The sequence below is a fragment of the Pseudomonas putida genome (assembly GCF_004357765.1).
GTDB classification, from domain to species: Bacteria; Pseudomonadota; Gammaproteobacteria; order Pseudomonadales; family Pseudomonadaceae; genus Aquipseudomonas; species Aquipseudomonas putida_U.
Map to the genome: position 1 here is coordinate 53,604 of NZ_SMTE01000018.1, position 24,784 is coordinate 78,387.

The window sequence follows — 24,784 nt, forward strand, 5'->3', positions numbered from 1 at the left end:
AGCAATGCCTCAGAGCAGCGAACGGCCCTTGTTGGCAGCAATACGCATGCGCAGAGCGTTGAGCTTGATGAAGCCAGCGGCGTCAGCCTGGTTGTAGGCGCCGCCATCTTCTTCGAAGGTCGCGATGTTGGCGTCGAACAGCGAGTCGTCGGACTTGCGACCCACCACGGTGACATTGCCCTTGTACAGTTTCAGACGCACTACGCCGTTCACGTTGACCTGCGAAGCGTCGATCATCTGCTGCAGCATCACACGCTCCGGGCTCCACCAGTAACCGGTGTAGATCAGGCTGGCGTACTTGGGCATCAGCTCGTCTTTGAGGTGAGCGACTTCACGGTCCAGGGTGATCGATTCGATCGCACGGTGGGCCTTGAGCATGATGGTGCCGCCCGGGGTTTCGTAGCAACCACGGGACTTCATGCCGACATAGCGGTTCTCGACGATGTCGAGGCGACCGATACCGTTGGCACCACCAATGCGGTTGAGATCGGCCAGCACGGTCGCCGGGGTCTTCTCGACGCCGTCGATGGCGACGATATCACCGTTGCGGTAGGTCAGCTCGATGTAAGTCGCCTGGTCAGGGGCGTTCTCCGGGGAGACGCTCCAGCGCCACATGTCTTCCTCGTGCTCGGTCCAGGTATCTTCCAGGACACCGCCCTCGTAGGAGATGTGCAGCAGGTTGGCGTCCATCGAGTAAGGCGATTTCTTCTTGCCGTGACGCTCGATCGGGATGCCGTGCTTCTCGGCGTAGTCCATCAGCTTCTCGCGGGACAGCAGGTCCCACTCACGCCATGGGGCGATGACCTTGACGCCTGGCTTGAGTGCGTAGGCACCCAGCTCGAAACGAACCTGGTCGTTGCCTTTACCGGTAGCGCCATGGGAAATGGCGTCTGCGCCGGTTTCGTTGGCGATTTCGATCAGGCGTTTGGCGATCAGCGGACGGGCGATCGAAGTACCCAGCAGGTACTCGCCTTCGTAGACGGTGTTGGCGCGGAACATCGGGAACACGAAGTCACGCACGAATTCTTCGCGCAGGTCATCGATGTAGATCTCTTTGACGCCCATCGCCTGGGCCTTGGCGCGGGCTGGCTCGACCTCTTCGCCCTGGCCCAGGTCAGCGGTGAAGGTCACCACTTCGCAGTCGTAGGTATCTTGCAGCCACTTGAGAATCACCGAAGTATCAAGGCCGCCGGAATACGCCAGTACGACCTTTTTTACGTCCGCCATGCCATCACTCCACGGGGTTGTACGGAAAGCGGTCGATTCTACCGGTCTTGCGCACGAATTTACAGTGGGGCGACAGCTTCTGACGACAAAGCGACAGTATCTGTCGAAGGTGCGACGGACGGCCGATCAGGACGATTTCGCTGGCGGTTGCGAGGCTTTGGCGTCGGCCGCGGGCGCCGCTTGGGCGGGTTGAGCGGGCTTCTCGACCGGCGCCACGCGATCGAGCTCGATGTTCACCCGGCGGTTGCGTGCCCGGTTCGCGGCACTGTTGTTCCTGACCAGCGGATAGCGCTCCCCATGGAAGCGCACGACGATCTGCTCTTCCGGCACGCCATGGGCCTTGAAGTAATCGGCCACGGCCAGCGCGCGTCGGCGCGAGGTATCGCGGTTGGTCAAGCGGTTGCCGCTGTTGTCGGAGTGACCATTGAGCTCGATGTGATTCACCGAAGGATCGGCCTTCAGGTAATCGAGAATCACGTCCAGCCGCGCCCGAGCCGAGGCATCCAGCTCGATACCGCCACCGGGGAAGCCGACCTGGGTCTGGCGGATCTGGTCAAAGTTCATCGGCAGCATCTTGGCCGCGCAGGCTTGATAGTCGTTGTAGGCTTTGCTGAAACTGACTGGCAACACCCGCACTTCCATTGCCCTGCCGCCTTCGCCGGTGTAATTGCGCACCACCGTGCTGCGCCCATCGAGCAGGCCATTGATCAATCGGCTGGCCTGGCCTTGGGATGACGTGAACAACACGCCGGTGCGGGACATGCGCACCACGCCCAAATTGACATCGCCACGCCCCGGCTGCCAAGGCGCGGCCGCTGCCAGCAATGTGGCAGAGCCGGCACCCAGCACATTGCTGGCCGAGCGCAGCTGGAACACCGGCTGTTCACCTGCCCGACGCACGAACTCGCCACTGCCGAAGCCGTCGATCGGCTGGATCAGGCGACATTCGAACTGATCGCCTTCGACCGTCCAGGCGACATTTTCCATGCGGGTCTGGAAGGTCAGCGCGCCCGCCGGAATGCTGGCGAACAAGGTGAACAGGGCTAGATAACGCTGGCGCACGGGCGGCTCCACTTATTTGACGGCTTACCTGGAGGCTATCGGGCGCTTGGCGGAAAACTTGAAGCCCGTGCTCGGCCCAGGGTTTTCCGGTAGCATTGGTCCTTGAGTTCGACCCGCCTGGAATCCCCAATGTCCGATCGCCTGACCCTCCTGCGTCCCGACGACTGGCACATCCATCTGCGTGATGGTGCCGTCCTGCCTCATACCGTTGGCGATGTGGCGCGTACCTTCGCCCGTGCCATCATCATGCCCAACCTGGTTCCGCCGGTACGCAATGCCGAAGAAGCCGGCGCCTATCGCGAGCGCATCCTCGCCGCTCGCCCGGCCGGCAGCCGCTTCGAGCCGCTGATGGTGCTGTACCTCACCGACCGCACCAGCCCAGAGGACGTCCGTGCAGCGAAGGCCAGTGGCTTCGTGTACGCCGCCAAGCTGTACCCGGCCGGCGCCACCACCAACTCCGACTCCGGCGTGACCAGCATCGACAATATTTTCCCCGCGCTCGAGGCACTGGCCGAAACTGGCATGCCGTTGTTGGTGCACGGTGAAGTCACGCGCAGCGAGATCGACGTGTTCGACCGCGAGAAGCGCTTCATCGACGAGCATCTGCGCCGTGTCGTCGAGCGTTTCCCGACCCTGAAGGTGGTGTTCGAGCACATCACCACCTCCGACGCCGCGCAGTTCGTCAGCGAGGCCCCGGCCAACGTCGGCGCCACCATCACCGCCCAACACTTGCTTTACAACCGCAACCACATGCTGGTTGGCGGCATCCGCCCGCACTTCTATTGCTTGCCGATCCTCAAGCGCAACACCCACCAGGTGGCGTTGCTGGACGCGGCCACCAGCGGCAATCCGAAGTTCTTCCTGGGCACCGACTCCGCCCCGCACGCACGCCACGCCAAGGAAAACGCCTGCGGTTGCGCCGGTTGCTACACCGCCTATGCGGCGATCGAGTTGTACGCCGAAGCGTTCGAACAACGCAACGCACTGGATAAACTCGAAGGCTTTGCCAGCCTCCACGGCCCTGCCTTCTACGGCCTGCCGGCGAACACCGACACCATCACCCTGGTCCGCGAGGAGTGGACCGCCCCGGACAGCCTGCCGTTCGGCGAGCAGACCGTGGTGCCGCTGCGCGCGGGCGAGCAACTGCGTTGGCGCCTGCTGGAGGACAACGCGTGAGCGAAGACCTCTACGAAGACGATCAGGATGTCCAGTCGGGCAGCGCTTCACGCCACCCCATGGCCGAACGCTTCCGCGGCTATCTGCCGGTAGTGGTGGACGTCGAGACCGGCGGCTTCAACAGCGCCACCGATGCCTTGCTGGAAATCGCCGCGGTGACCATCGGCATGGACGAGAAAGGCTTCCTGTTCCCGGAGCACACCTATTTCTTCCGGGTCGAGCCGTTCGAAGGCGCCAATATCGAGCCCGCAGCGCTGGAGTTCACCGGCATCAAGCTGGACCATCCCCTGCGCATGGCAGTGAGCGAGGAAAGCGCCCTGACCGACATCTTCCGTGGCGTGCGCAAAGCGCTCAAGGCCAACGGTTGCAAGCGGGCAATCCTGGTCGGCCACAACAGCAGCTTCGACCTGGGTTTCCTCAACGCGGCAGTGGCACGCAACGACATCAAGCGCAATCCGTTCCACCCGTTCTCCAGCTTCGATACAGCCACCCTGGCCGGACTGGCTTATGGCCAAACCGTATTGGCGCGAGCCTGTCAGAGCGCAGATATCGACTTCGATGGTCGTGAGGCGCACTCGGCACGCTACGATACCGAGAAGACCGCCGAACTGTTCTGCGGCATCGTCAACCGCTGGAAAGAAATGGGCGGCTGGCGCGACTTCAACGATTGAAGCTGCACCTTGAAGCAAAAAAAACCGGCCATCGAGGCCGGTTTTTTTATGCGCTCGGCAATTACAGCTTGCCGGCGTTCTCGCTCAGGTAAGCAGCGACGCCTTCTGGCGAAGCGGTCATGCCCTGGTCGCCTTTCTTCCAGTTGGCAGGGCAGACTTCGCCGTGCTCTTCGTGGAACTGCAGGGCGTCGACCAGACGCAGCAGCTCGTCCATGTTACGGCCCAGTGGCAGGTCGTTGACGATCTGCGAACGGACAACGCCGTTCTTGTCGATCAGGAAGGCACCACGGAACGCTACACCGCCTTCGGACTCGACGTCGTAGGCCTTGCAGATTTCGTGGGAGATGTCGGCAGCCAGGGTGTACTTGACCTGACCGATGCCGCCATTGTTGACCGGGGTGTTACGCCAGGCGTTGTGGGTGAAGTGCGAGTCAATCGAGACACCGATCACTTCCACGCCACGGGCGGCGAAGTCAGGGATGCGGTTGTCCAGGGCGATCAGCTCGGACGGGCAGACGAAGGTAAAGTCCAGCGGGTAGAAGAACACCAGGCCGTACTTGCCCTTGATGGCCGAGGCCAGGTTGAAGCTGTCGACGATCTCGCCGTTACCGAGGACGGCCGGGACGGTGAAATCGGGGGCTTGTTTGCCAACGAGTACGCTCATTGTAATCTCCTGATGAGGGTGAAGAACCGTTTGCCGGGCCAAGCGGAAAGGCCAGACATCCAACAAAGGCCGACCATCATACACGGCTTCTCATGACAGGCCGAATCGAACCGCCGGTCGCTCAAGCACGGCGCTCCCGCAAAGCCCTTTGACAAGCATTCTCATTACCATTACTCTCCAACCCATCGACTCAACCAGCGATGGTCCGACTTTATGTATGTGTGTCTTTGTGTCGGCGTGACCGACGGCCAGATCCGCGATGCGATCTATGAAGGATGCTGCAGCTACAAGGAAGTTCGAGCCGCGACCGGCGTCGCCAGCCAATGCGGCAAATGCGCTTGCTTGGCCAAAGAGGTGGTGCGCGAGACCCTGACGAGTGTGCAGGTAAGCCAACAGGCGGCCCTGCCCTACCCTGTGGAATTCACCGCTGCCTGAATTGCCCGATTTCAAAGAACCGGACCCTGCGTCCGGTTTTTTTATGCCTTAAATTCAATAAGTTAGGCTACCAACGCGGTTCACAAACATTCTTATTCCTATTAATTTTCACTTATTATTCAAGAACTTAGGTTTGACAGCCCTTACTATCGGGCTCAAACTTCCTGCATTGGCACTCATCTCAAGGGCAGGAACCCGCAATGAAAGGCGACGTAAGCGTCATCCAGCATCTCAACAAGATCCTCGGAAACGAGCTGGTCGCAATCAACCAGTATTTCCTGCACGCCCGTATGTACGAAGACTGGGGCCTGAACAAGCTCGGCAAGCACGAGTACAAGGAATCCATCGACGAGATGAAGCACGCTGACAAACTGATCAAGCGTATTCTGTTCCTTGAAGGCATTCCTAACGTTCAGGACCTCGGCAAGTTGTTGATCGGCGAACACACCAAGGAAATGCTCGAGTGCGACCTCAAGATCGAGCAGAAAGGCCTGGTCGACCTCAAGGCGGCCATCGCCCATTGCGAAACCCAAGGCGACTTCGGTTCGCGTGATCTGCTCGAGGACATCCTGGAGTCCGAGGAAGAACACATCGACTGGCTGGAAACTCAGCTGGGGCTGATCGACAAGATCGGCATCGAGAACTACCTGCAGTCGCAGATGGGCGAAGAATGATTCGCACACGCTGACTCGTGGCATGAAAAAACCCGCTCATGGCGGGTTTTTTCATGCCACGGGAATGAGGATCAGGCTTCGGAAGCCTTGGCCTTGGCGGCAGCGTCCTTGATCAGGGTCTGCAGCTCACCCTTTTCGAACATTTCCAGCATGATGTCGCTGCCACCGACCAGCTCACCGGCAACCCACAGCTGTGGGAAGGTCGGCCAGTTGGCGTACTTGGGCAGGTTGGCGCGGATTTCCGGGTTCTGCAGGATGTCGACGTAGGCGAACTTCTCGCCACAACCCATCACGGCCTGCGAAGCACGCGCAGAGAAGCCGCACTGCGGAGCATTCGGCGAGCCTTTCATGTAAAGCAGAATGGTGTTGTTGGCAATCTGCTCTTTGATCGTTTCGATGATATCCATGTAGCACCTCGGCTGAACTTTCCGACGCAAATGTCGGCACGGTGACGCATTGTAACGGAAACCCGATCAGCATGCTCGGCCTTACCGTTCATCAAGCGGCACCGACCTGCACAGGGACGCCATTGAGCGCCGCGTTGCCCGATACCCGATCGCGCAGACGTTCATCGGTCAGGTCGTTGGCACTCACCCCAGGCTGCGTCTGGGCCACCTGCAACCTCACGCCCTGGCGTCCGTGGCCGAACCCATGGGGCAGGCTGACCACCCCAGGCATCATGTCCTCGCACGCCTGCACCTCGACTTCCAACGTCCCCGTACGCGAACGCACGACGACCCGCTGGCCATCCTGCAAGCGCCGTTGCTGCAGGTCGAATGGGTGCATCAGCAAATGATGACGCGGCTTGCCTTTTACCAGGCGGTGGAAGTTATGCATCCATGAATTGTTGCTGCGCACATGGCGGCGTCCGATCAACAGCAGTTCGTCGGGTGCAGCGGGGGCCTGTCGGCCCAGCCGCTGCAGATCGTCCAGCAACACCTGCGGTGCGACCTCGACCGCTCTACTGGCCGTCGCCAGGCGTGCCGCGAGGTTGGCACGCAGTGGTCCAAGGTCGAGCCCATGGGGGTAGTGGTCCAATGCCTGCAGGGACAGATTCCAGGCCGAATCCTGACCATAGCGCCCACTGCGTAGGGCTTGATCGATCATCCGCGCCGGCGGGACGGTCGGCTTGAGCTCCAGCCCGGCCCGTTTGGCAAAGGCCTGGGCCAGGCCGACGAAGATTTCCCAGTCGTGCAGCGCACCCTCCGGCTTGTCCAGGATCGCCCGGTTGAAGCGGGTGACGTTGCGTACCGCCAGCAGGTTGAAGGTCGTGTCGTAATGATCGTTTTCCAACGCCGAGGTCGAGGGCAGGATCAGGTCGGCATGGCGGGTGGTTTCATTGATGTACAGGTCGATGCTGAGCATGAACTCCAGCCCTTCCAATGCCTTGTCCAACTGCCGCCCATTGGGCGTGGACAGCACCGGGTTACCCGCCACCGTCACCAGGGCGTGCACCTGGCCTTCGCCGGGGGTGAGGATTTCCTCGGCCAAAGCGGCCACCGGCAGCTCACCGCCATATTCAGGCAAACCGGAGACGCGGCTCTGCCAGGCATTGAAATGCCCCCCCGAGGTACTCGCCACCAGGTCCACCGCCGGTTCGGTGCAAAGCGCCCCACCCTCTCGATCAAGATTGCCCGTGACCAGGTTGATCACCTGCACCAACCAGTGACACAGCGTGCCGAAAGACTGGGTCGAGACGCCCATGCGGCCATAACAGACCGCTTTGTCAGCCGCCGAGAAGTCGCGGGCCAGCTGGCGTATGCTGGCCGCGTCGATGCCGCAATGCGCACTCATCGACTCGGCATCGAACGCTGCAATGCCAGAGCGCAACGCCTGCAACCCTGCGATCGGCAGGTGCGAGCCGCGGACCAGGTCCTCATCGAACAAGGTGTGGAGCAAGCCGCATAACAGCGCGGCGTCGCCACCGGGCCGGATGAACAAGTGGCTGTCGGCGATCGCTGCGGTTTCGCTGCGTCGTGGGTCTACCACCACCAGCCGGCCACCGCGAGCGCACAGGGCCTTGAGGCGCTTTTCGACATCCGGGACGGTCATGATGCTGCCGTTGGAGGCCAGCGGATTACCGCCCAGGATGAGCATGAAATCGGTACTGTCGATGTCCGGAATCGGCAGCAGCAGGCCATGACCGTACATGAGATGACTGGTCAGATGTTGCGGCAATTGGTCGACCGAGGTGGCCGAGAAGCGATTGCGGGTCTTGAGCAGGCCAAGGAAATAGTTGCTATGGGTCATCAGGCCGTAGTTGTGCACGCTCGGATTACCCTGGTAGACCGCCACGGCATTGCGCCCATGGGCCTGCTGAATCGCCCAGAGCCGCTCGGCAGCCAGTTCGAAGGCTTCGTCCCAGCCGATGGCTTGCCACTGCGAGCCAACGCGCTTGTGGGGTTGGCGCAGACGATCCGGGTCATCCTGGATATCCTGCAACGCGACCGCCTTGGGGCAGATATGTCCTCGGCTGAAGGGATCCTCGGGGTCACCCTTGATCGAATGAATGCGCGACCGCCCGTCGTCGTCTCGACCGACTTCGATGTTCAATCCACAAATCGCTTCGCACAGATGACAGGCGCGGTGGTGAAGGGTCTTGGTCATGGCCGCCTCGGCCTCGTGGTTGTCCAGCCACGACTATGCGCTCAGGCCAGACCCCCGGCCAGTGCGCTTTGCGCCGTGAATCAGGCGACATCAGGCTGGTCATTGGCGACACGCATTTGCCAAATCGGCGACAAGCCGTGTACAAACCTCTGTAGCAAATAAAGAACAGCGTCGACACTGCCTGTCATGACACCCCTTGCAACAGTGATGCTGTTCTCCCCCTTGGTTTCAGGCGACATTTAATTATAGTATTGCGCCTTTCCCTATTTCGTCCGCCCCGTGCGGCTTACGCCGCAGGTCACTCCCGTTGTCAAAAAAAACCATACGGTCGACCTGCATACCGTTGCAGATAAGGTAGTCAAACATGAGCGCTAGGCACTTTCTCTCCCTGATGGATTTCACCGCTGACGAATTGCTCGCCGTGGTCCGTCGAGGCATCGAGCTGAAGGACCTGCGTAACCGCGGCGTACTGTTCGAACCGCTGAAGAACCGGGTGCTGGGCATGATCTTCGAGAAATCCTCGACGCGTACCCGCCTGTCGTTCGAAGCCGGCATGATCCAACTCGGCGGCCAGGCGATCTTCCTCTCGCCACGCGACACCCAACTGGGTCGCGGCGAGCCGATCAGCGACAGTGCCATCGTCATGTCGCGCATGCTCGACGCCGTGATGATTCGTACCCATGCCCACGCCACCTTGACCGAGTTCGCCGCCAATTCCCGCGTCCCTGTGATCAACGGACTGTCCGACGAGTCGCATCCCTGCCAACTGCTGGCCGACATGCAGACCTTCCTCGAGCACCGTGGCGCCATCCAGGGCAAGACCGTGGCCTGGGTCGGTGACGGCTTCAACATGTGCAACTCCTACATCGAAGCAGCCGTGCAGTTCGATTTCCAGCTGCGCATCGCCTGTCCGGAAGGCTATGAGCCCGATCCACGCTTCCTGGCCCTGGGTGGCGAGCGCGTACAGATCGTCCGCGATCCGCGTGAAGCGGTGAGGGGCGCGCACCTGGTGACCACCGACGTATGGACTTCCATGGGGCAGGAAGAGGAAACTGCACGGCGCCTGGCGCATTTCGCGCCTTATCAGGTCACCCGCGAACTGCTCGACCTGGCGGCACCCGACGCCCTGTTCATGCATTGCCTGCCCGCCCACCGCGGCGAGGAAATCAGCCAGGACCTGCTCGACGACCCTCGCTCGGTCGCCTGGGACCAGGCTGAGAACCGCCTGCATGCGCAGAAGGCCCTTCTCGAATTCCTTGTAGAACCGGCTTACCACCACGCATGAGTCAAACCCTACTGCTCAACTTGCGCGACCTTGCCTGCGGCTATGGCGACCAGCGCATCGTCCAGAACCTCAATCTGCACCTGAACGCAGGCGACATCGGTTGCCTGCTGGGTTCCTCCGGTTGCGGCAAGACCACCACCCTGCGCGCCATCGCCGGCTTCGAGCCAGTGCATGCCGGTGAAATCCAGCTGGCGGGCGAAGTCATATCCCGAGCCGGGTTCACGCTTGCGCCGGAAAAACGCCGGATCGGCATGGTGTTCCAGGACTATGCACTGTTTCCTCACCTCACGGTGGCCCAGAACATCGCCTTCGGCATCGCCAAACATCCCCGGCAGGGTGAGGTGATCGATGAGATGCTGGAACTGGTCAAGCTCGGCGGCTTGGGCGGACGCTATCCGCATGAACTTTCCGGCGGCCAGCAACAGCGGGTGGCGCTTGCTCGCGCTCTGGCCCCGGAACCCCAGTTGCTGCTGCTCGACGAGCCGTTTTCCAACCTTGATGTCGAGCTGCGCCGGCGCTTGAGTCACGAGGTACGTGACATTCTCAAGAACCGAGGCACCAGTGCGATCCTGGTCACCCATGACCAGGAAGAAGCCTTTGCCGTCAGCGATCACGTCGGGGTGTTCAAGGAAGGCCGCCTGGAGCAATGGGATACCCCCTACAACCTTTACCATGAACCGCAGACCCCCTTCGTCGCCAGCTTCGTCGGCCAGGGCTATTTCATTCGCGGCCAGATGAGCAGTCACGAAGCGGTCAATACCGAGCTGGGCGAGCTGCGTGGCAACCGCGCCTATACCATGGCACCCGGCAGCTCGGTGGACGTGTTGCTGCGCCCCGACGACATCGTGTACGCCCCCAACAGTGGCCTGCGTGCCAGCATCACTGGCAAGAGCTTTCTTGGTGCCTCGACCCTGTACCGCCTGCAATTGCCCACCGGCAGCCAGTTGGAGGCGATCTTCCCAAGCCATATCGATCACCAGGTTGGCGACGAGGTCGGCATCAGTGTGGCCGCCGATCACCTGGTGCTGTTCCCGGTACCGGGCAGTGTCGCCGCCCAACTGTCGCGCCAGGAAACCAGCGTGCGCCGTTACAGCTCAGCCAGCTGATCCTATGACCTGGGGCTGCGCCGCAGCTCCAGGCGCCTTCATTCCCGACCGATCCCGGCAAATACCCCCTGGGTATGCTCGGCCAGCACCGCCGCGGCCAGTTCCACTTCCAAGCCTCGCCGCCCAGCACTGACATGAATGGTCGAAAAGTCTTGCGACGATTGATCGATGAACGTGCGTAAGCGTTTCTTCTGTCCCAGCGGGCTGATGCCTCCGACCAAGTAGCCAGTGGCGCGTTGCGCCGCCATCGGGTCGGCCATTTCGCACTTCTTCACCCCGGCGGCCTGGGCCAGGGCCTTGAGGTCCAGGGTGCCGCCCACCGGCACGACCGCCACGAGCAATTCGCCCTTTTCGCTGGCCGCCAGCAACGTCTTGAACACCTGGCGTGGATCCAGGCCAAGCTTTTCTGCCGCTTCAAGCCCATAAGAGGCCGACTTGGGGTCGTGCTCGTAGCTGTGCACCCGGTGTTCGGCGCGCACCTTCTTGAGCAGGTCGAGGGCTGGGGTCATGTGGTGCTCCGATCTGGTACAGGTCGGCGGCTACTTTAGGGCAAATCCCGCCCGCCAGCCAACCAGACACGCAGCAATGCGTCTAGGGCGGGATATGCACCCGTGATGCGGGGCCAAATCGTGACCGAGCGTTCACTTTCGACCTTTGACATCAGCGTTTCTTGTCTATATTTTTTCGTTTGTGAATAATCAGTGCACTCAAAATGTGCATATTTCAACATCTGCCCGGTCTCAATGGGGATCGATACCGGGCATTGCTGTCGAGCGCCACGTGCCTCACAACAAAAACAAACGAGGTCATACATGACGACTGCTCTGCGCCAACCTACGCTGTCCAGCCAGTGCCTGGCGGAATTTCTCGGCACCGCGCTGCTTATCTTCTTCGGAACCGGCTGCGTCGCCGCCCTCAAAGTCGCGGGCGCCAGCTTCGGGCTTTGGGAAATCAGCATCATCTGGGGGGTGGGGGTCAGCATGGCGATCTACTTCACCGCCGGTGTGTCCGGTGCGCACCTGAACCCGGCGGTGAGCATCGCGCTGACGGTGTTCAGTGGGTTCGAACGCCGCAAACTGCCCTTCTACATTCTCGCGCAGGTCACCGGCGCCTTCTGTGGTGCCGCGTTGGTGTACACCCTGTACAGCAACCTGTTCTTCGACTTCGAACAAGCCCACGCCATGTTGCGCGGCAGCCCGGCCAGCCTGGAGCTGGCCTCGGTGTTCTCCACCTACCCACACCCTGCGCTCTCCATCGGCCAGGCGTTTCTGGTCGAAGTGGTGATCACCGCTATCCTCATGGCAGTGATCATGGCCCTTGCCGACGATAACAATGGCCTGCCACGCGGCCCGCTGGCGCCGCTGCTGATTGGTTTGCTGATCGCAGTGATCGGCAGCGCCATGGGCCCGCTGACCGGATTCGCGATGAATCCCGCCCGCGATTTTGGCCCAAAACTAATGACTTTCTTCGCCGGTTGGGGCGAAATCGCCTTCACGGGTGGACGCAGCGTTCCTTATTTCCTGGTACCGGTGTTCGCACCGATCCTGGGCGCATGCCTGGGTGCAGCCATCTATCGCGGCCTGATTGCCCGCAACCTGCCGCAGGCACCGGACGCTGACGCTGAACCGAACGACAATCGCCGGGCCGATGCCCAGGTCAATTGACCTGGCCATCCTACACGCCCCCGACCTCCTCATTTGCAAGGCCTATGACCATGACAGATACCCAGGATAAGAACTACATCATCGCCCTGGACCAGGGCACCACCAGCTCGCGAGCCATCATTTTCGATCGTGATGCCAACGTGGTCGGCACCTCCCAGCGCGAGTTCGCCCAGCACTACCCGCAAGCCGGTTGGGTCGAGCACGATCCCATGGAGATCTTCGCCACGCAAAGCGCGACCATGGTCGAGGCGCTGGCCCAGGCAGGCATCAGCCATGCTCAAGTCGCGGCGTTGGGCATCACCAACCAGCGTGAAACCACGGTGGTCTGGGACAAGGAAAGCGGTCGCCCGGTGTACAACGCCATCGTCTGGCAGTGCCGCCGCAGCACCGAAATCTGCGCCCAGCTCAAGCGCGATGGGCATGAGGATTACATTCGCGAAACCACCGGCCTGGTCACCGATCCCTACTTCTCCGGCACCAAGCTGAAATGGATCCTCGACAACGTGGAAGGCGTGCGTGAGCGCGCCGAACGCGGCGAATTGCTGTTCGGCACCATCGATACCTGGCTGATCTGGAAATTCTCCGGCGGCAAAGTGCATGTCACCGACTACACCAACGCCTCGCGCACCCTGATGTTCAACATCCATAGCCTGCAGTGGGACGAGAGGCTGCTGGAGATTCTCGGCATCCCCCGGCAGATGCTGCCCGAGGTCCGCCCGTCCTCGGAAATCTACGGCCACACCAAGAGCGGTATCGCCATCGCCGGTATCGCCGGCGACCAGCAGTCGGCACTGTTCGGCCAGATGTGCGTAGAGCCCGGCCAGGCCAAGAACACCTACGGCACCGGCTGCTTCCTGCTGATGAACACCGGTGACAAGGCGGTGAAGTCGTCCCATGGTCTGCTCACCACCATCGCCTGCGGTCCTCGGGGCGAGGTGGCCTATGCCCTGGAAGGTGCGGTATTCAACGGCGGCTCCACTGTGCAGTGGTTGCGCGACGAACTGAAGATCGTCAACGACGCCCTGGACACCGAGTACTTCGCCAGCAAGGTCAAGGACAGCAACGGAGTCTATCTGGTGCCGGCATTCACCGGCCTCGGCGCCCCGTACTGGGACCCTTATGCCCGCGGCGCACTGTTTGGACTGACTCGCGGAGTGAAAGTCGACCACATCATCCGGGCGGCACTCGAATCGATCGCCTATCAGACCCGCGATGTCCTTGACGCCATGCAACAGGATTGCGGCGAGCGCTTGTCGGAGCTGCGCGTGGATGGCGGTGCAGTGGCTAATAACTTCCTGATGCAGTTCCAGGCCGACATCCTCGGCACCTGCGTCGAACGCCCGAAAATGCGTGAGACCACAGCACTTGGCGCAGCGTACCTGGCTGGCCTCGCCTGTGGCTTCTGGAGCGGCCTGGACGAGTTGCGCAACAAGGCGATCATCGAGCGCGAGTTCAGCCCGCAGCTTGACGAGGCCCACAAAGAAAAGCTCTATGCCGGCTGGAAGAAGGCGGTCGAGCGCACCCGAGACTGGGAAGATCACGAAGCCTGATCGCCCGCGACCGACGGTCACCGACAAGCCGGATCCCCCGGATGCCGCAGCGTTTTCACCCCAGCTGCGGCTCCGAAGGGGAAACGGCTGACCGGTATCCGGACGTTTCGTGCCCCGATCGTCACTGGCCGTCATCCATTTCCTACGGCATCATTGCAGAATTTGTCCGGCAGCCCAAAAGGACCGCCCATGAATCTGCCTCCTCGCCAACAACAAATACTCGAGCTGGTGCGCGAACGCGGTTACGTCAGCATCGAAGAAATGGCGCAGCTGTTCGTCGTCACCCCGCAAACCATCCGCCGCGATATCAACCAGCTCGCAGAACTCAACCTGCTGCGCCGGTATCATGGCGGTGCTGCCTACGATTCGAGTATCGAGAATACCGCCTATGCCATGCGTGCCGACCAGATGCGCGATGAGAAGCAGCGTATCGCCGAAGCGGTGGCACGGCAGATCCCGGACCATGCTTCCCTGTTCATCAATATCGGCACCACCACCGAATCCATCGCCCGGGCACTGCTCAACCACAGCCACCTCAAAGTGATCACCAACAACCTGCACGTTGCGGCGATCCTCGCTGCCAAGGACGATTTCGAAGTCCTGGTGGCCGGCGGCACGGTGCGTCGTGATGGCGGCGTGGTGGGCCAGGCCAGTGTCGACTTCATCAGCCAGTTCAAGGTCGACTTCGCCCTGGTGGGCATCAGCGGTATCGACGAAGATGGTAGCCTGCTCGACTTCGACTACCAGGAAGTGCGGGTTTCCCAGGCGATCATCGCCAATGCACGGCAGGTGATCCTGGCCGCAGACTCCAGCAAGTTCGGGCGCAACGCCATGGTTCGCCTGGGTTCGATCAACCTGGTCGATTGTTTGGTGACCGACCAGGCGCCGACAGTGGCACTGGGCGAGCTGCTGAACCGCTACAAGGTGCGGCTCGAGGTGGTCTGAGCGCCGGCCGCGCAGACCGCGATACTCCTGGCTTCCTTCGGTCGAGCGCCGCGCCGGCGGTGCTCGCTGTGCGCAGCTTGGCAGCTGTGAAACCCACTCACCCCATGTTCGCTTTTGTTCATTTTGCTGTAGTCCGATCAGTATTTTCTATAAAGACTGACTGGCGAGCAGTGCCTTGTTGCGCTAGTATTTTCGAAAACGAACATCAATGTTCATATTCGATGTGAACAGCCTCAGGAGGCCTTGCCCGTGTCCCAGCCCGTTTCGTCCCAGCCGCCCCTTGCCGACTGCTACGACCTCGCCGTGATCGGCGGAGGCATCAATGGCGTGGGCATCGCTGCCGACGCCGCCGGGCGTGGGCTGAAGGTGTTCCTTTGCGAAAAAGACGACCTTGCCCAGCACACCTCATCGGCCAGCAGCAAGCTGATCCATGGCGGTCTACGTTATCTGGAACATTACGAATTCCGCCTGGTGCGTGAAGCACTCGCCGAGCGCGAGGTACTCCTGGCCAAGGCTCCGCATATCGTCAAGCCGATGCGCTTCGTACTCCCGCACCGCCCGCATCTGCGCCCGGCCTGGATGATTCGCGCAGGCCTGTTCCTGTACGACCACCTGGGTAAGCGCAAGCGCCTGGGCGCCTCACGTAGCCTGCGTTTCGGCCCGGGCTACCCGCTCAAGCCGCAGATCACCCGTGGTTTCGAATATGCCGATTGCGCGGTCGACGATGCCCGCCTGGTGGTACTCAACGCCATGGCTGCCCGTGAACACGGCGCGCACATCCATACCCGCACACGCTGCCTGCGCGCTGAACGCGTCGACGGCCTGTGGCAGGTCGAACTGCAATTGGCCGATGGCTCCCAGCGCAGCATCCGCGCGCGGGCGCTGGTCAACGCCGCCGGCCCCTGGGTGGCGACCTTCATCAAAGACGACCTCAAACTCGATGCGCCTTATGGCATTCGCCTCATCCAGGGCAGCCATCTCATCGTGCCGCGTCTGTACGAAGGCGAGCATGCCTACATTTTGCAGAATGAAGATCAACGGATCGTCTTCTGCATTCCCTACCTCGAGCGCTTTACCCTGATCGGCACCACAGACCGCGAGTACAGCGGCGACCCGGCCAAGGTGGCAATTACCGAGGAGGAAACCGATTACCTGCTGAACGTGGTCAACCAGCACTTCAATCAACCGTTGAGCCGTGCGGACATCCTGCACACCTACTCCGGCGTGCGCCCTCTGTGCAATGACGAGTCGGACAACCCTTCGGCGGTAACTCGCGACTACACCCTGGCCCTCTCGGCCAGCACCGGCGAGGCGCCGCTGTTGTCGGTATTCGGCGGCAAACTGACTACCTACCGCAAGCTGGCGGAATCGGCCATGGCCGAACTCAAGCCATTCTTCAGCACCATGGGCGGTAGCTGGACTGCCGACGCGCCGCTGCCCGGTGGCGAACACATGACCACCGCGCAAGCGCTGGTCGAGCAGCTGCAGGGCAAACATGCCTGGTTGCCGGTAGAGATCGCCAAGCGTTGGGCGGTGACCTACGGCAGCCGCGTCTGGCAATTGCTCGACAGCGTTAATGGACCGGATGACTTGGGCCAGGCCTTTGGTGGCGGCCTGTTCTCCCGGGAAGTGGATTACCTGTGCCGCGAAGAATGGGTGACGGATGTCGACGACATCCTCTGGCGCCGGACGAAATTGGGCCTCTTCACCAGTGCCGCGGAACAACAGGCGTTACGCGAGTATTTGCAGCGAATGCACGCACAGAGCAAGCAGACCCAAGCAGCCTGACCGACTGTAGTCAATTGGGCAGGCCATGTCGGCCTGCCCAAACCATTTACGCAATCAAGGCTCGAGCCGTTCGTAAGCCTCACGGGCCAAAGTGCGTATCAGTGCACGTTCGGCCTCCTCATACTCGTGCATCAGTGCATTGCTGCGCTGGAGAAATTCCCACTCACCAAGCGCCCCCCGTTCCCGCTCGGATTCATTCGCCTCGAGCTGGCTCTGGAAGCGCTCGGTCGCCTGCTCGAACCGTGCGGCGTGGTACTCACGCACATGGGTTTCCCAAAAGGGACGCTGGGCAAGCGAGTCGATCAGCGCTTCGGCGGTTTCTGCAGCGATGACCTGCTCCTGTGCAGCGAGCACATCTGCCATGTCGACGTGGGCGAATGCCTCGTAATGCATTGATACAGGCTCAATCGGCAACCCGAGTGGCCGCTGCAATTTGGCTCGATAGAACATTCGCACCTCGATATCGTCCACCAGGCGCGAAGCCTGTGTACGCATACGCTGCAAATGCCGGGCAGCAAGCCGATCGACCTCATCCAAGCGGAACAACGACCTCGCCAGACGCACCAGCCGAGACTCCGCTATCGCTCGCCCTCCTTCACCTGTCGCTCGCTCGACCAACACCCCAAGCTCAAGCTGGCCAAGGGTATACAGCAAGCGATCTTCGCAGGTGCGCGGGCCGGATGCCTCGTGGAACAGACGGGTGCGAACGTGCTCATGAAGCTCGCAGAATTCCAGAATGCGCCACACCCTGTTTCGATAGTGGCCCGGATGGGCATCGAAGTCCTCGCTACGAGAGAAATCGGCCAGAAAGCGAAACAACCCATCAGAACCCGGCTCGGCCCGCAAGGCTTCCCAGCGCCGCTCCCGCTCGGCCCGTAAACTCACGTGGACACTTCCCAGCCAACGGTCGCGCACAGTCTCCGTCACCGCTTCATGTTGATAAGCGGGGCTACGCCGTGCACCCGGATGGACGCCCCCTTGGCCCTCGACCAAAGCAGCGCTGGCTTGATCGAGTGGGTTATCGTGCAGAGCCATTCGCCCCAACCTGTCCCCCAGCTGGCGCAGTCCCTGCCGCAACTCTCGAATGCGGTTATCACGGGCGTCGATATAGGCTCGCCAGTAACTGCGCGAAGGCGAGACCTGCAATCCGACGCTGCGCAGCCGCACGTCACGTAGATTACGCAGTCGCGGGAGAATGGGCGCACGCCCGAGCGGGTTATGACTCAGATCCAGCACCTGCAAGTGGCGCAAGGCCGAAAGCCGACGCTCACCCGACACGTCCATGACGATGCGGTTGCTCGATAAATGAAGTTGACGCAGTTGGCTCATGAGTTCGATGCCCGGAGGGATAGCGGTCAGGTGATTGTCCCGCAGATCCAATTCGTACAACCGGGTGAAACGCCCCAGGAACGATTCGTCGAGATCAGCGAGATTCATACCGCGCAGCACCAGACGCCTGACATGGGAATAGTCAACGCCGTCCGGCAAGCTTGGCATCTGCCCCACCCGCTCGCCCTCGATCACCAGTACGTACTCTCCGCCCTCATTGACAAGCTTGCGGCGCCAACTTCTGCGCAGCTGGTTGGCGACTCGACGCCTGCGGATGGCGTCCAGCGGGTTGCTCGCAGTGCGTTGCCATGCGCGAAGGCTGGTGCGGATACCCGTCAACTGCTCCTGCAAGCGTGCATAGTGCGCCCAGAGATCCTCCCGACGCTCGAGCAATGCCATCAGGTAAGCATCCAGCTCCCCATTGCTCATCAGAGGGAAAATCTGGTGAATGCCGCGCCGGATGGCCTGGCGACTGCTTTCACCGCGCCCGCTCAGCGTATAACCCAGTCGGCCATCGCCCAGACGCCTGGGAGGACGGAAGCCACCGCCTATCGGCGCGATGCCAACTAACTGAGCAGCTCGTTCGCGATCGGCTGCGGCGAGCGCCAACAGGCGCGAGGCCAATTGCTCCGATGTGAGCGCAACATCGACCTCAGGCCGGCATTGCACCACAACCTGCAGCAAACCTGAAGGCGACGTCGAACTACCCGCCAACTGGTAACCTTCAGACCCCCGGATGATGTGCCGAAGGCTTTGCGCAGCCTCCGCGCCCAGCCTACCCAGCAACGCCCCGCCGGCCGCCCCGTCACGCAGTTCGATACCGACCTCGCTGGGCCACGATCCTGTCTCGGGCAACAAACCCAGGACCAGGCGCTCACCGTCGGCGTTCATCAGACGAGGCAACCGCACCCCGGCCAAGGCGCGGTCCAAGCGGCTGTCACGGGCCACCCAGCGCGCTCGCTCCGCTAGCGTCAACGGCACGCGTCGGCGAGCCACCATGGCATCCATTTCGTCGCCACTGGCCTGGCTGACGAGCTCGCGCGCCGTGCGTACCGATAGACCTGAAAAATCGCGCAACAACAGGGCCTCCAGTGAACCTGGCTGTGCCTGACGCGCGCTGATCTGCATCTCCAAGCCATTGCGAGGCAACGTCGTGAACTGCTCATGCAGTCGATACCACTCCAAGGCATCGAGCAGCCTGGCCGGGACATTGGCATTTTCCAGGTGCAGACGGCGCAAACGGGCCTCGCCGAACCCGGTCGTCAGCATCAGGTATTCGGCAGTCGTATCGTCCAGTTCGGATAGCGCCAGCCCCAAGCGACGCATTAGCTTGCGGGCGCCTTGCCATTCCTGTGGCTGCTCCAAGGCGTGCCGCCAGCCGCCGGCAGCATTTTCCTCCAGCGCCGGGGCGTATGCGCCGCTGCGTTGCGGATGGCGTAGCCGGCTCGCTCCGGTCGCGGGATCCGTCTCAGCCTTGAAGATGGCGTCACCTTGATGCAACTGCCAATACGAGGGGTCCGAAGCGGGCGCCAGGGACACCAGATCCGCTTCACCCAGGCGATATCCAGGCAAGTCCTTCGCGCACAACTTGACCTGCCCCGAAGCGTTGCGAATCGGTACCAGATCGTCGACAAAGGGAACCCGGGCCAACGCGCCCATGGCCACGGAACTGCCAGCGCCTATGGCCAGCCCTGCCACGACATTGCCCGCTACATTGAACAGGTGATCCAGCGCGCCTTGCCGATCGCCGATTTGCCAATCCTGATACCCTTCGTAGACCTCCCCCGCAATCTGCACGGCGCCGACCGCCAGCAGCACCTCGCCCAACACTGGCACGAACAGCGCCGCCAGACTGACCACATCCAGCGACAGTTCGACGTAGGCATCGAGCCGCCGGCGGCGCGCCGGCTCATCTTCATCGTCGGTTGGCACGGCCAGTACCCGGGCATCATCGAGCAACTTTTCCACGAACTGGTTGGCCAAGTGATCGAACAGTCCCGTCTCAATGGGCAGATTGCGACCATCGAGCTCAACCTTCGCGGCCGTCGAACCCGACTCCAAGCGCTGCTTAAGGACGCCGAAGAACTGCGGGCGATCGCGTTCGCTGATGAATCGGCCGAAGAATTGCCTGTACTCGACAACCGCCAAGCGCATGCCCAACTCATCGAACAAGGCTTGCCAGGAACCGTAGTGGCCCACGCTGGCGCGCGGGTCGCCAGGGATCCAGACCACGATACCGGTAACCGGTCCATCGGGCTTTTGCCGTAACTCGACGGTGACGATGCCGCGTACGCACTTGCCCAACAGGTACAACTGCCGAGCCGTCCGCGTCCCGGCAGCAGGCGGTACGACGGGCTTGGACGATACCAACGGCAACAGTTGCAGAAATACCGATTCATCCAGCTCCCCCTGGAGGGCAGCCTGGCGTATGGCGACCTCGAAATGCGCCTGCACGCTCGACGCTATGCGCGCACGCACCCTGCCTGCGGCTTGCCCGGCAGGCTCCCCTGGGCCATCCATGGGCTTGAGATGATGTTTCAACACTGTCTGGTAGCGCTTACCGATATCCAACGATCGACACAGACTGGCGAACCGCTCGAAGGACAAGGGCAGGTCCGGCCCCTTCTGCGCAGCTCGCAAGTAGCCGCGCCGCTGCAAGCCCTTACGCGTCTCGTCACTGTGGTAATTGTGCAACGCTGCCGCCAGCAGGGACTGCCTGGAACAATGCGGCACCCTGGGGGGCGGTAAATGGGGGGCCGCTGTTGGCAACACGAGGGTTTGCTCGATCCATACCTGCGCCTGGCGTGGCTGGACCTCCGTCAGGCCCAACTTGCCCAGCGCCTGCGTGAGCAATGGCTCGGCAAAGGTATCCAAGTCAGGGATCTGGCCAAGTATGCCCTGGAGCAGCTGGGAGGCTTGCTGCTGGCGCAGTAGCGCCCTGCGCAAGCCGTTGAACCTGTCAACGCTCGCCGTACGAAGCCATGCTGGCAGGCGCGTTGTGATAAGGGCGTCGATTGTATCTGGGGCGAAGCTCGCAGCGACCATGGGGCCTCCTTGACAAGAAAGCACACCATTAGACGAGCAATGCAGCGACCATTGAGGTAACAGGATATGTCACGGAGACCATTCATTCGGATTTCCGGACGCCCAAGTGCGCATCGTTCGGATTTACGTCCGATTTAATCTGTATGAAAACTCTGATACCTAGGGTTCTCGGGCGCTATGATCGATATCGGTAGCTTGGCACGACTCATGCTCTACACTCTTCAACCGAATGCACATCGCTTCATGCTGTATTCGTTGAACGAAGAGCCCCGCCAACGGCTCCATAAGAAAAACAAACACGTCGAGGAAAATTTGATGCGTATCGTTCGTCAATTGCTGGGTGCCGCTATCGCGGCTGCGGTCATCGCTTCGCCGGCCATGGCCGATGAGCTGACCGGTACCCTGAAGAAGATCAAGGAATCCGGCACCATTACCCTGGGCCACCGCGACTCCTCCATTCCGTTTTCCTACCTGGCTGGCAAGCCGGAACCGGTGGGCTACTCCCACGACATCCAACTGGCTGTCGTCGATGCCCTGAAGAAGCAACTGGGCACCGACATCAAGGTGCGCTACAACCTCGTCACCTCCCAGACCCGTATTCCGCTGGTGCAGAACGGCACCGTCGACCTTGAGTGCGGCTCCACCACCAACAACGTCGAGCGCCAGCAGCAGGTTGACTTCTCGGTCGGCATCTTCGAGGTCGGTACCCGCCTGCTGACCAAGGTCAAGGATGGTCAACCCGCTTACAAGGACTTCCAGGACCTGGCTGGCAAGAACGTGGTCACCACCGCGGGCACCACTTCCGAGCGCATCCTCAAGTCGATGAACGCCGACAAGCAGATGAAGATGAACGTGATTTCCGCCAAGGACCACGGCGAAGCCTTCAACATGCTCGAGAGCGGCCGCGCTGTCGCCTTCATGATGGACGACGCCCTGCTGGCCGGCGAAATGGCCAAAGCCCGCAAGCCGTCGGACTGGGTCATCACCGGGACCCCTCAGTCCTACGAAATCTACGGCTGCATGATGCGCAAGGGCGATGCTCCGTTCAAGAAAGCCGTGGACGATGCCATCGTGGCTTACTTCAAGTCGGGCGAGGTCAACAAGAGCTACGACAAGTGGTTCCAGCAACCGATTCCTCCGAAAGGCCTGAACCTCAATTTCAAGATGAGCGACGAGTTGAAGAAGCTGATCGCCGAGCCGACCGACAAGGCGGCGGACGAGAAGAAGTCCTGACCCTCTGATTGTGGCCCGGCGCCCACGGGCGCCAATCAATCCTGCAGGCCACCCATTAGTGTCTAACCTTTCATCCGAGGGCGTTCGCGCCCCCGGATGTTCGAAGGTGCCCGTGAAACAACCGTCTGAGGGGAAATCCCGATGAATTACAACTGGGACTGGGGCGTGTTCTTCAAGTCCACCGGCGTGGGCAGCGAAACCTATCTGGACTGGTACATCACCGGTCTGGGCTGGACCATCGCCATCGCCATCACCGCCTGGATCATCGCGCTGCTGCTGGGGTCGGTCCTCGGCGTCATGCGTACCGTACCCAACCGCTTGGTATCGGGTATCGCCACCGCGTATGTGGAACTGTTCCGCAACGTACCGCTGCTGGTGCAACTGTTCATCTGGTACTTCCTGGTGCCGGACCTGCTGCCCGAGGGCCTGCAGGTGTGGTTCAAGCAAGACCTCAACCCGACGACCTCGGCACTGATCAGCGTGGTCATTTGCCTGGGGCTGTTCACCGCCGCGCGGGTCTGCGAGCAGGTACGTACCGGTATCCAGGCGCTGCCCAGAGGCCAGGAAGCCGCCGCCCGGGCAATGGGCTTCAGCCTCCCGCAGATCTACAACAACGTGCTGCTGCCACAGGCCTACCGGATCATCATTCCGCCGCTCACCTCCGAGTTTCTCAACGTCTTCAAGAACTCCTCGGTGGCCTCGCTGATCGGCCTGATGGAGCTGCTGGCGCAGACCAAGCAGACCGCCGAATTCTCCGCCAACCTGTTCGAGGCGTTCACCCTCGCCACGCTGATCTACTTCACCCTGAATATGGGCCTGATGTTGCTCATGCGCCTGGTCGAGAAGAAAGTCGCCGTGCCCGGTCTGATTTCCGTGGGAGGTAAGTAAATGGACATGGATTTCAGCGAAATCATCCCCGCCCTGCCCGCCCTCTGGGAGGGCATGGTCATGACCCTCAAGTTGATGGTCATGGGCGTGATCGGCGGTATCGTGCTGGGCACCATACTGGCGTTGATGCGGCTGTCCTCGAGCAAGCTGCTGTCGAATCTGGCCGGCGCCTACGTCAACTACTTCCGTTCGATCCCGCTGCTGCTGGTGATCACCTGGTTCTACCTGGCGGTGCCGTTCGTGCTGCGTTGGATCACCGGCGAGGATACCCCGGTCGGTGCGTTCACCTCCTGCGTGGTCGCCTTCATGATGTTCGAGGCCGCCTACTTCTGCGAAATCGTCCGTGCCGGCGTGCAGTCGATCTCCAAAGGACAGATGGGCGCGGCGCAGGCATTGGGCATGAATTACGCGCAGACCATGCGCCTGATCATCCTGCCCCAGGCCTTCCGCAAGATGACCCCATTGCTGCTGCAGCAGAGCATCATCCTGTTCCAGGACACCTCGCTGGTGTACACCGTGGGCCTGGTGGACTTCCTCAATTCGGCACGCTCCAACGGCGACATCATCGGGCGCTCACACGAGTTCCTGATTTTCGCCGGCGTCGTCTACTTCCTCATCAGCTTCTCCGCTTCCTGGCTGGTCAAGCGCCTGCAAAAAAGGATCACCGTATGATTTCCATCAAGAACGTCAACAAGTGGTACGGCGACTTCCAGGTACTGACCGACTGCAGCACCGAGGTCAAGAAGGGTGAGGTGGTGGTGGTCTGCGGCCCATCGGGCTCGGGTAAATCGACCCTGATCAAGTGCGTCAACGCGCTGGAGCCGTTCCAGAAGGGCGACATCGTGGTCGATGGCACCTCCATTGCCGATCCCAAGACCAACCTGCCGAAACTGCGCTCACGGGTGGGCATGGTGTTCCAGCACTTCGAGCTGTTCCCGCACCTGACCATCACCGAGAACCTGACCATCGCCCAGCGCAAGGTGCTCGGTCGCAGCGAGGCGGAGGCCAGCAAGAAAGGCCTGGCCCTGCTCGAGCGCGTCGGCCTCAGTGCCCACGCCAAGAAGCACCCTGGCCAGCTCTCCGGTGGCCAGCAGCAGCGCGTGGCGATTGCCCGTGCACTGGCGATGGACCCGATCGTCATGCTGTTCGACGAACCGACCTCGGCACTGGACCCGGAGATGGTCAGCGAGGTCCTGGATGTGATGGTGCAACTGGCTCAGGAGGGCATGACCATGATGTGCGTGACCCACGAGATGGGCTTTGCCCGCAAGGTCGCCAACCGGGTCATCTTCATGGACAAAGGCAGCATCATCGAGGACTGCACCAAGGAAGAGTTCTTCGGTGACCAGAGCGCCCGCGACCAACGCACTCAGCACTTCCTCAGCAAGATCCTGCAACACTAAGTCGGCTCCCGTTTCCGCTGCCCGAGCGCCTT

General features: G+C 61.4%; 21 protein-coding genes. 14 read left to right on the forward strand and 7 right to left on the reverse strand.

The window, feature by feature from the left end; translation table 11 throughout:
• Positions 1-9 precede the first annotated feature (9 nt).
• Positions 10-1,227, reverse strand: coding sequence for an argininosuccinate synthase (locus tag E2H86_RS23050; protein ID WP_133331831.1), 1,218 nt, complete (start codon positions 1,225-1,227; stop codon positions 10-12).
• Between the two features lie 126 nt (positions 1,228-1,353).
• Entirely contained in the window at positions 1,354-2,289 is a 936-nt protein-coding gene (locus E2H86_RS23055; RefSeq protein ID WP_133331832.1) for a flagellar protein MotY, read from the reverse strand.
• Positions 2,290-2,418: 129 nt separating this feature from the next.
• On the opposite strand from E2H86_RS23055, the gene pyrC reads away from it, so the two are divergent.
• Entirely contained in the window at positions 2,419-3,465 is a 1,047-nt protein-coding gene (gene pyrC, locus E2H86_RS23060; RefSeq protein ID WP_133331833.1) for a dihydroorotase, read from the forward strand.
• 59 nt (positions 3,466-3,524) lie between these two features.
• Positions 3,525-4,136, forward strand: a complete 612-nt coding sequence (rnt, locus tag E2H86_RS23065; RefSeq protein WP_230385459.1) for a ribonuclease T — start codon at positions 3,525-3,527, stop codon at positions 4,134-4,136.
• Between the two features lie 61 nt (positions 4,137-4,197).
• Here rnt and E2H86_RS23070 read toward each other — a convergent pair whose 3' ends face one another.
• Positions 4,198-4,800: a peroxiredoxin gene (locus tag E2H86_RS23070; protein ID WP_133331835.1), complete on the reverse strand. Its 603-nt coding sequence runs from the start codon at positions 4,798-4,800 to the stop codon at positions 4,198-4,200.
• A 213-nt stretch (positions 4,801-5,013) separates the two neighbouring features.
• On the opposite strand from E2H86_RS23070, the gene E2H86_RS23075 reads away from it, so the two are divergent.
• On the forward strand, positions 5,014-5,235 hold the full coding sequence (locus E2H86_RS23075) for a bacterioferritin-associated ferredoxin (protein WP_133331836.1): 222 nt from the start codon (positions 5,014-5,016) through the stop codon (positions 5,233-5,235).
• 200 nt (positions 5,236-5,435) lie between these two features.
• The gene (gene bfr, locus E2H86_RS23080) at positions 5,436-5,909 is read left to right on the forward strand and encodes a bacterioferritin (protein WP_133331837.1); all 474 of its coding nucleotides are present in this window, start codon (positions 5,436-5,438) and stop codon (positions 5,907-5,909) included.
• A 71-nt stretch (positions 5,910-5,980) separates the two neighbouring features.
• Here the strand turns inward: bfr and grxD are convergent, their stop codons facing one another.
• Entirely contained in the window at positions 5,981-6,316 is a 336-nt protein-coding gene (gene grxD / locus E2H86_RS23085; RefSeq protein WP_010952251.1) for a Grx4 family monothiol glutaredoxin, read from the reverse strand.
• A gap of 91 nt (positions 6,317-6,407) precedes the next feature.
• On the reverse strand, positions 6,408-8,516 hold the full coding sequence (locus E2H86_RS23090) for a molybdopterin oxidoreductase family protein (RefSeq protein ID WP_133331838.1): 2,109 nt from the start codon (positions 8,514-8,516) through the stop codon (positions 6,408-6,410).
• 364 nt (positions 8,517-8,880) lie between these two features.
• On the opposite strand from E2H86_RS23090, the gene argF reads away from it, so the two are divergent.
• Positions 8,881-9,801, forward strand: a complete 921-nt coding sequence (gene argF / locus E2H86_RS23095; protein ID WP_133331839.1) for an ornithine carbamoyltransferase — start codon at positions 8,881-8,883, stop codon at positions 9,799-9,801.
• The gene (locus tag E2H86_RS23100; RefSeq protein ID WP_133331840.1) at positions 9,798-10,907 is read left to right on the forward strand and encodes an ABC transporter ATP-binding protein; all 1,110 of its coding nucleotides are present in this window, start codon (positions 9,798-9,800) and stop codon (positions 10,905-10,907) included. Before argF ends, E2H86_RS23100 begins: the two co-directional genes overlap by 4 nt.
• Before the next feature lie 38 nt (positions 10,908-10,945).
• Here E2H86_RS23100 and ybaK read toward each other — a convergent pair whose 3' ends face one another.
• The gene (gene ybaK, locus E2H86_RS23105; RefSeq protein WP_133331841.1) at positions 10,946-11,416 is read right to left on the reverse strand and encodes a Cys-tRNA(Pro) deacylase; all 471 of its coding nucleotides are present in this window, start codon (positions 11,414-11,416) and stop codon (positions 10,946-10,948) included.
• 303 nt (positions 11,417-11,719) lie between these two features.
• Between ybaK and E2H86_RS23110 the strand changes: the two genes are divergently transcribed.
• From E2H86_RS23110 to glpD, 4 genes are all read left to right on the forward strand, one after another.
• The gene (locus tag E2H86_RS23110) at positions 11,720-12,571 is read left to right on the forward strand and encodes an MIP/aquaporin family protein (RefSeq protein ID WP_133331842.1); all 852 of its coding nucleotides are present in this window, start codon (positions 11,720-11,722) and stop codon (positions 12,569-12,571) included.
• Positions 12,572-12,621: 50 nt separating this feature from the next.
• A complete protein-coding gene (gene glpK, locus E2H86_RS23115; RefSeq protein ID WP_133331843.1) occupies positions 12,622-14,121 on the forward strand; it encodes a glycerol kinase GlpK in 1,500 nt (499 codons plus the stop codon).
• A gap of 189 nt (positions 14,122-14,310) precedes the next feature.
• Positions 14,311-15,066, forward strand: a complete 756-nt coding sequence (gene glpR / locus E2H86_RS23120; RefSeq protein WP_133331844.1) for a DNA-binding transcriptional repressor GlpR — start codon at positions 14,311-14,313, stop codon at positions 15,064-15,066.
• Positions 15,067-15,315: 249 nt separating this feature from the next.
• On the forward strand, positions 15,316-16,854 hold the full coding sequence (gene glpD / locus E2H86_RS23125; protein WP_133331845.1) for a glycerol-3-phosphate dehydrogenase: 1,539 nt from the start codon (positions 15,316-15,318) through the stop codon (positions 16,852-16,854).
• A 54-nt stretch (positions 16,855-16,908) separates the two neighbouring features.
• On the opposite strand, the gene E2H86_RS23130 is transcribed toward glpD, so the two are convergent.
• Positions 16,909-21,228 (reverse strand): NEL-type E3 ubiquitin ligase domain-containing protein, encoded by a 4,320-nt coding sequence (locus E2H86_RS23130; protein WP_133331846.1) that lies wholly within the window; start codon positions 21,226-21,228, stop codon positions 16,909-16,911.
• Positions 21,229-21,543: 315 nt separating this feature from the next.
• Here E2H86_RS23130 and E2H86_RS23135 point away from each other — a divergent pair, with 315 nt between their 5' ends.
• The 4 genes from E2H86_RS23135 to E2H86_RS23150 all read left to right on the forward strand — a co-directional run bounded on the left by E2H86_RS23135 (position 21,544) and on the right by E2H86_RS23150 (position 24,752).
• Positions 21,544-22,461 (forward strand): glutamate/aspartate ABC transporter substrate-binding protein, encoded by a 918-nt coding sequence (locus E2H86_RS23135; protein WP_133331847.1) that lies wholly within the window; start codon positions 21,544-21,546, stop codon positions 22,459-22,461.
• A 141-nt stretch (positions 22,462-22,602) separates the two neighbouring features.
• A complete protein-coding gene (locus E2H86_RS23140; RefSeq protein ID WP_133331848.1) occupies positions 22,603-23,349 on the forward strand; it encodes an amino acid ABC transporter permease in 747 nt (248 codons plus the stop codon).
• The gene (locus E2H86_RS23145) at positions 23,350-24,021 is read left to right on the forward strand and encodes an amino acid ABC transporter permease (protein ID WP_133331849.1); all 672 of its coding nucleotides are present in this window, start codon (positions 23,350-23,352) and stop codon (positions 24,019-24,021) included.
• Positions 24,018-24,752, forward strand: a complete 735-nt coding sequence (locus E2H86_RS23150; protein WP_133331850.1) for an amino acid ABC transporter ATP-binding protein — start codon at positions 24,018-24,020, stop codon at positions 24,750-24,752. The genes E2H86_RS23145 and E2H86_RS23150 overlap by 4 nt, the downstream gene beginning before the upstream one ends.
• Positions 24,753-24,784 lie beyond the last annotated feature (32 nt).